The following is a 6,766-nucleotide window of genomic DNA, read 5'->3' as shown; positions in this document are numbered from 1 at the left end:
GATCTCCAGAATTTGTTGCTCGGTATACCGTTTCCCTTTCATTGCCCCTCCGGATTGCCCATCTTGTCGCAACCGGAGTGGACCGAGAATTAGGGGTCACGTCAACTCAGCCCACCGCCGGGGATCTCGACAAGCGGATGGCACAACGTGCCCAAGCGTACGGTGGCATCTTCATTACCCGGGAATCCACGACATCCAACCGCGTCCTCTCCGTTATCGACCTTGCAGACCGGGAGAAAGAACCCGGCGACTCTCCATCAGGGGAAGTCCAGGAACGGATCCCGGACCCACGGCCCACGAATAACTTCAACTGGGATACAGCCAGGGTTCAGCCAACCGTCCTACCGTTGGGGTGACGGTCTGAACGGCATCTCACCCTCGGATCAGCGCTCAGCAGGAGCAGCTGGATCCGTCCCTGACTTCCCTCAGGGTTCCTGTCCAGACCGTTAAAGTCGATGCGGCTACTCTGGCACCCTGGCCTTCTTTGCATTCGTGCGATTCAGTCAAGGAGCAGACCATGACACAGAAGTTTCCTGAACATACCCTTGAACGTCTGAAAGATACCTACCTGAGCATTTCCACTTCTGAACCGGACATTCGCGGGCGTAAAGTCATCGACCGGAATGGTGAAGACGTCGGTCATGTCGAAGCCTTGTTCATTGACCAGGGCGAGAAGAAAGTCCGCATCCTGCAAATCCATGCCGGGGGCTTCCTTGGTTGGGGGGGCCAGTCGTTCTACGTCCCGGTGGACGCTGTGCGCCAGGTAACGCCGGACGAAGTGCACATTGACCCGACCCGGGTCCAGGTGGCGGCCGCCCCGGTGTATGACCCGGAACTCGTCCTCGAGCAGGAGCCGGAAGCCTGGGAACCGGCCTACACTCACTTCGGGTACATGCCGTACTGGAGTTCCGGGTACATCTACCCCGGCTTCCCGGTGTACTGAGCTATGCGGGGTATCCAAGTTGGGGCAGTCGGCCTGATACGGGGTTTCAGCTTGCCTGGTGGGCCGCACCTGTCCTCAAGCGCTGTGTACATCGGAAGGATCCAGCCTAACCACCTTGCCATCCCTACGCAGGGACACGTCACCCGAACAAGGACCCGGAGTGGATCTCCAGGGCGCCTGACTGCGTGGCGAAGGCCTCCTGGCCTTCGCCACCCGAGAAAGCTGAGGGGTTGACTCCAGGTACCTTTTCCCGAACAGGCAAATATCCGATTCTCCATGTTGAGCGCTCCTGGCAACCAGCTGCACAGAAACCATTCCGATGACGATCAGGTCCAACCTTACGGATGACCAGGGCAGTCCTGGCGATCTGCGCGGGGACGATACCGATGGACATCACTCACGAGCCTTCACCGACATGACCGGCGGGGCCATGGAGAGCAAAAGGAAGCAATGTCAACAGCCATTCTCCGCCAGAACCCAGGCCTTCCATCAGGAAGGGCTCCCCATTTTTCTTAAGGAGTATGTATGACCTTAGTTGACCATGGTAATTTCCTGACCCGCATCAACTGGACTGGCGTCCTTGCCGGCGTCGTGGTGGGCGTCGTCACCCAGCTAGCCCTCAGCGCACTCGGCGTGACGTTTGGCGCTGGCGCCGACACCGCACGTGGCCTCGCCATTGGCACCGTCATCTGGTTGGGCCTGAGCCTGCTCATCTCCGCTTTCCTGGCCGGGCTGACCGCTGCCCGCGCTTCGGGGTACCTCACCCCTGCACAGGGCCGGTTCAACGGGCTGATCACCGGCTCGCTGCTCGCCCTGCTGACCACACTGGTGTTGAGCAACGCCTTGACGGCCGGCTTCCGTACCGCCAGCAACATCCTGGGCAGCGCCGCGAACGTGGCGGGGCAGGCGGGTGGCGCCGCGGCGAACAGCACCGCAGGTCAGAGTGATCCGGTGCAGAACGTCCTGAACGGCCTGGACGAGCAGGAGATCGGGCAGATCATCGGAGAGAGCGCCCCCGAGCTCAGCGAGGAGCAGGCCACCGCGGCGACCCGGGTGGTCAGTGGCATCGTGCGGCGCGCTAGCCGGGACCTGGGCCGCAACCTGAACAATGTCAGCAGCCTCGACGAGTTCGTGACCAACCGGCTCGACAGCATTACCACTGCACTGAGCGGGGAGCAGTTCGTGACCCGGCTGCAACGGCAGGGCCTGAGCGCAGCTGAAGCGCAGACGACCGCGCAGGCAATCAGCAAGCGTGCCACTGAAGTGCGCCAGCAGGCGGAAGAGGCCGCAGCTGCCACTGAGCGCATCGCCCGCACCACCGCGAGTACCGCCGCGTGGGGCTTCCTCCTGGCCTTGGGCCTGATCCTGGGTGCAGCAACACTGGGCGGTGGCAAGGGGGCGGACCTGCCCAGCGGCGGCTCAGTCGTGACCGGACGTGACGCTCAGAGCCGGATTTAACCATTACCCAGTCATCCCTCACCGTTTCGAACTGATCAAACCAACCGGCGTCCCCATCAGGCGCGAAGGATTTCAGCTGGCTGCTGTGCGAGAACCATCACAACACGCTGATCGGTGTTGGACCAACGATGGTGACCCGCGTTCGAGCATTTGAGTCGGTGAGACAGCAGAATCTACCGGCGCGCAGGTCAAAGGGATCCACACGTGTTGGGCGGTCATCCAACACGCATCAGGCCAAACGTCATGGCCGAACGTACTTAAGGGGCTGTGCTCTGAACCGACGCATTAAGGGGCTGTGCTGCGGCGTGTAGGCAAAGTGCGAGCGTTCACCGGCGCCCAGCGGGTGCCCGGGTCCCGGATGGCTTTGACTGTCTCGCCGGTCAGTGCCGCGAGTTGGCCGATGGGCAGCCCAGCAGGATCTGTCATGCCCTGATCCTGCACCGTCCAGCGTCTCGCATGGTGACCAGATATTCAGTTGGGACCATGGCCCTAATGCCATTTGCCCTACTGCTGCCGGAGAACGATCAGGCTTTGACCCGTGGGACTGGGAGCGGCCATTCACCGCTATGACCCGGCACCCTCATACCGCGCCAGGCCCCGCTGCCACACGGCCACCCCCACCGCCATCACCACCAACCCGACGGGCAACGTGAACCACCCCACCCGTGTGAACTCCTCGCGTAGCACGCCTGCCGCCGGATAAAACGCGATGAACCCGTATGGCAGCACGAACGTCAACATGAACCGCACCGCTGCCGGGTACACCGACAACGGGTACCGCGAGAAATTGATGGTGTTGTAGAAGACTGGGAACAGTCCTGACCCGCGCTCCTGCGTCCAGAAGGTCAAACTCGCCACCGCGATCCACAGGCCCCCGTACACCAGCCACGCCCCGAGAATGCCTGCCAGGACCAGGGTCACATCCGCCGCGGTCCACGTCAGACCCAACCCGGACGAGGCGATAGCCATCACAATTACGCCCAGCACCACGCCATTCAACGCCTGCGGCCGCAGCAGTTCCAGCTGCACCTGCACCAGGGCATTGAGAGGCCGGGTCAGCACCCGGTCGAGCTCACCCCCCACCACGTACCGGGCGCCAACATCCGACAGGGCCGCGAACGACGCGTTGAACAGCGCGAACGGAATCAGGAAGAACCCGTAGATGAACAGCGCCTCCGCGAACGACCAGCCCGCGAGCGACTTCACGCGGGTGAACACCACCGCCAGGAATGCAATGTCGACCGCCTGAAGCAGCAGGTCCGAACCGACTTGCACGAAGAAGTCCGCCCGGTAACTCAAGCGGGCCTTGGCCAGCATGCTGACGTACGCGAGAACGAGCGACACCTGACGCCGCACCTCAGCCCCCATGAACCGTCAGCCGGTCCAGCGCCCGCCGCCACATGACCCGCACCAGCACGAACAGCACAACCACCCACGCCAGCTGCACCGCCAGCCCGGCGCCGACCTCCATCCGCCCGAGGTACATCGCGACAGGCGTGTACGTGATGGCCTGAAACGGCAACCACACCAGGACTCCCTGCGCCCACTCCGGAAAGAAGGACAAGGGGATCAGCACCCCGCCCAGCAGGTCCACCATCGCGTTCTTCGCCCGCTGCACGCCGACGGTGTGTTCGGTGAACACCGCAGAAATCCCGACCAGCAGGTTCAGCTGCGCGTACACTCCGAACGCCAGCACCGCGCCCAGCCCGAATCCCAAGGCAGCCATGGGGCCAGCTGGCGCAGCCACCGGGTACACCAGAGCAATCACGACCGCCGCCGGCAGGGAGAAGATCGACGCCCTCACCAGGGCTTCTCCGGCCGCGCCAGCCAGGCGTGACCACGGTTCATCTACCGGCCGCAGCAGCGCGACCGCCACGTCCCCCTGCCGGACGGAGGTCGTGACCTCCCGGTCCAGGGCGTTGGTGTACAGCGAGCGCAGCACCCACGCGACCGCCACGTACGTGATCGCCTGCGACGCGCTGAGTCCACCCACCTGGGTCTGCCCGGCGTAGATAGCCCGGTAGACGGCGGCATACACACTGACGTAGATGAAGTACGACCCGATACCAATCAGGAAGCGGGTACGGTTCGCGATCAGGTCCAGGAAGCGCAGACGGGTGAAGCCCCAGTACACGCCCAGGTCAGTCATGCGGACTCCGCTCGTACAGTTCCCGCACGACGTCCTCGATACTCGCCTCCCGGAGAGTCAGGTCCTCGGCCGGCACCGCGGAGAGAGCACGGGATACCAGGTCCGGCGTGCGGACGCGACGCGCGTCATACACCGTGCCGTAGCGGCCTGGCCCGTCCTCGGTCCAGCTCAACCCCAGCTCGGTGGTTGCAGCATTCAGCGCCGCGAGGCTGCCTTCCGGCGACACGATGGTGATCCGGTCCCCCCGCCCGCAATTCTCCCTCAGTTGCCGGGTGGTACCGTCGAAGATCAGCTGTCCGATGTCGATGACCAGGACGCGGTCGCTGATGGCTTCCACATCCCCCAGGTCATGGGTGGTAAGCAGCAGTGTCGTCCCCAGCTCCTGGTGAATCCGGCGCAGAAAGATTCGGATGCGGGCCTTCACGCTCACGTCCAGGCCGATGGTGGGTTCATCTAGGAACACCACCCGTGGGTCGTGCAGGAGTGCCGCGGCGAGATCCGCCCGGACCCGCTGCCCCAGGGAGAGTTTTCTGGCTGGAGTGGCCAGCAGCTTCCCCAGCTCCAGGACTTCGTCGAACATCGACAGGCGCTCCTGAAAGACCGGCTCCGGGATGGCGTACACACGTTGCAGCAGACGGAGAGACTCGATGACGGCCAGATCCACCCACAAGGTGGTGCGCTGCCCGAAGACGACACCGATGTGCTTCACGTACGCTTGCCGCTGGCGGTGCGGATCGTATCCGAGCACGCTGAGCTGACCTCCGCTAGGTTTCAAGATGCCGGCAAGCATCTTCACGGTGGTGCTTTTCCCGGCGCCGTTCGGGCCCAGGTACGCGACGCTTTCACCCGACTGGATGTCGAACGTGACGTCCTGGACCGCGTGGACGTCCCGGTACTCGGGGTGAAGAAGGTCCCGGAACGCGCCTCCCAAACCTGGGCGTTTCTTGGGCACCCGGTAGGTTCGGTGCAGATGGTCGACGCGGATGATGGGGGTCAAGTAGGGTCCTCCTGGTGTGGGGTCGGGGCCGGCCTCACGGGAGCACGCTACAAGTTCCAAGAGGCTGGAAGGTCAAGTGGGAGGGCCCCTGGGAGGCTGGATGCTGATCGGACAACTCGCGCAGGACCTCGGCCTGAACCCGATGTGTCCTCAGGACGTCCAATCAGAACGTTTGGAGTGACCAGCTTGCAACGAGCTGCACAGTTCCACTTGTGCAATTTTTGAGTGCTCGTTCGTATGCTGGCTCATGACGTCCATTCCACAGCATTACCTGTTGGTCGACGACAACCCCACTGTTCGACGCCTCGCCCAGGCCGCCTTCGAGCTGCTGCAGCCGCAAGGCACGCTGACGTGTGTGTCGAACGAAACAGAGGCGCTCGAACTGCTGGAGTGCGGATTCGCCCTGCCGGACGTGATCCTGCTGGACGTCACCATGCCAGGGATGAGCGGATTCCGGATGCTGGAGCGGCTCAGGGATCACCCCGAGTTGTCCTTGATCCCAATCGTAATGCTCGGCACCTCGCACGCGGTGAGGAATGCGAGTCCCACATACAGCCTGTATGCGAGTTCCTGCCTGATGAAGTCATCGGCGTTCGAAGCATTTACGGCACGGGTGGAAATGGTGCTGGGGTACTGGCAGGCAATCCGTGTGGCGTACACGGGTGAAGGCAACAGCAACACTCGCCCCTTCCACCAACGATGACGTACTGAACGCTTCGAGCATCTGAGTGCGTGCTTCGAGCTCTGCGTTCTGTTCCTCGAGCGTGTCGGCCAGGTCAGCGGACCGGAGTGCGCCCAGCACCTGACTCTTGAGCAGCTCCAGGAAGTCCCGGTAGGCGCCGTCAACCTGCTTGCGGGCATTGAGCCCAAGACGAGATGGCCCTGGGGAGCGGTGAGGGTCCCCCCCTTGGTCAGGGGCAGGACGGCGACCTGCGTGACGGGTTCCGGCCAGGCTCCCGTGGTCTGTAGAGTGATGGACATGACCTGCATGTCGTGGCCGCCACCCCAGGTTTCTCTCAGCCGTGTCGTGTAGGCAACACATCACTCCATGCAAAAGGTGAACAGTGAGGTGAAGCGTTCTCGAGGCAGTCGCGCGTGTCCTGATGAGGAGGAGTTGGGGTTGCACCAGTTGTGCGTAGACGGAGTTAAGAACTCCGAGAATAACGACAACGAGGTGCGACATGGGACAACGAAAGACGTATTCAGCCGAGTTCAAACA

General features: G+C 62.9%; 7 protein-coding genes. 3 read left to right on the top strand and 4 right to left on the bottom strand.

The genetic code is table 11. The features are described 5' to 3' along the window. The first annotated feature begins 517 nt into the window (after nucleotides 1-517). Both IEY49_RS21015 and IEY49_RS21010 read left to right on the top strand, forming a co-directional pair. Complete coding sequence (locus IEY49_RS21015; protein ID WP_189012350.1) at nucleotides 518-943, top strand: PRC-barrel domain-containing protein; 426 nt, start codon at nucleotides 518-520, stop codon at nucleotides 941-943. Between the two features lie 525 nt (nucleotides 944-1,468). After that, nucleotides 1,469-2,401 carry a hypothetical protein gene (locus IEY49_RS21010; protein ID WP_189012348.1) on the top strand — a complete coding sequence of 311 codons (933 nt, stop codon included), beginning with the start codon at nucleotides 1,469-1,471 and terminating at the stop codon, nucleotides 2,399-2,401. Nucleotides 2,402-2,686: 285 nt separating this feature from the next. Here the strand turns inward: IEY49_RS21010 and IEY49_RS21005 are convergent, their stop codons facing one another. The 4 genes from IEY49_RS21005 to IEY49_RS20990 form a co-directional block, all read right to left on the bottom strand. Then, on the bottom strand, nucleotides 2,687-2,827 hold the full coding sequence (locus tag IEY49_RS21005; protein ID WP_189012346.1) for a hypothetical protein: 141 nt from the start codon (nucleotides 2,825-2,827) through the stop codon (nucleotides 2,687-2,689). A 138-nt stretch (nucleotides 2,828-2,965) separates the two neighbouring features. After that, on the bottom strand, nucleotides 2,966-3,745 hold the full coding sequence (locus IEY49_RS21000) for an ABC transporter permease (RefSeq protein WP_189012344.1): 780 nt from the start codon (nucleotides 3,743-3,745) through the stop codon (nucleotides 2,966-2,968). A gap of 13 nt (nucleotides 3,746-3,758) precedes the next feature. Continuing rightward, nucleotides 3,759-4,550 (bottom strand): ABC transporter permease, encoded by a 792-nt coding sequence (locus IEY49_RS20995; protein WP_189012342.1) that lies wholly within the window; start codon nucleotides 4,548-4,550, stop codon nucleotides 3,759-3,761. Further along, nucleotides 4,543-5,547 carry an ABC transporter ATP-binding protein gene (locus tag IEY49_RS20990; RefSeq protein ID WP_189012340.1) on the bottom strand — a complete coding sequence of 335 codons (1,005 nt, stop codon included), beginning with the start codon at nucleotides 5,545-5,547 and terminating at the stop codon, nucleotides 4,543-4,545. The genes IEY49_RS20995 and IEY49_RS20990 overlap by 8 nt, the downstream gene beginning before the upstream one ends. A 247-nt stretch (nucleotides 5,548-5,794) precedes the next feature. Here IEY49_RS20990 and IEY49_RS20985 point away from each other — a divergent pair, with 247 nt between their 5' ends. Next, nucleotides 5,795-6,250, top strand: coding sequence for a response regulator (locus tag IEY49_RS20985; RefSeq protein WP_189012338.1), 456 nt, complete (start codon nucleotides 5,795-5,797; stop codon nucleotides 6,248-6,250). The last annotated feature ends 516 nt before the right edge of the window (nucleotides 6,251-6,766 follow it).

Origin of the sequence: Deinococcus malanensis (assembly GCF_014647655.1) — a bacterium.
Taxonomy (GTDB): domain Bacteria; phylum Deinococcota; class Deinococci; order Deinococcales; family Deinococcaceae; genus Deinococcus; species Deinococcus malanensis.
The sequence above is the reverse complement of the archived record's forward strand: the minus strand, read 5'-3'. Positions and strand labels throughout refer to the sequence as shown.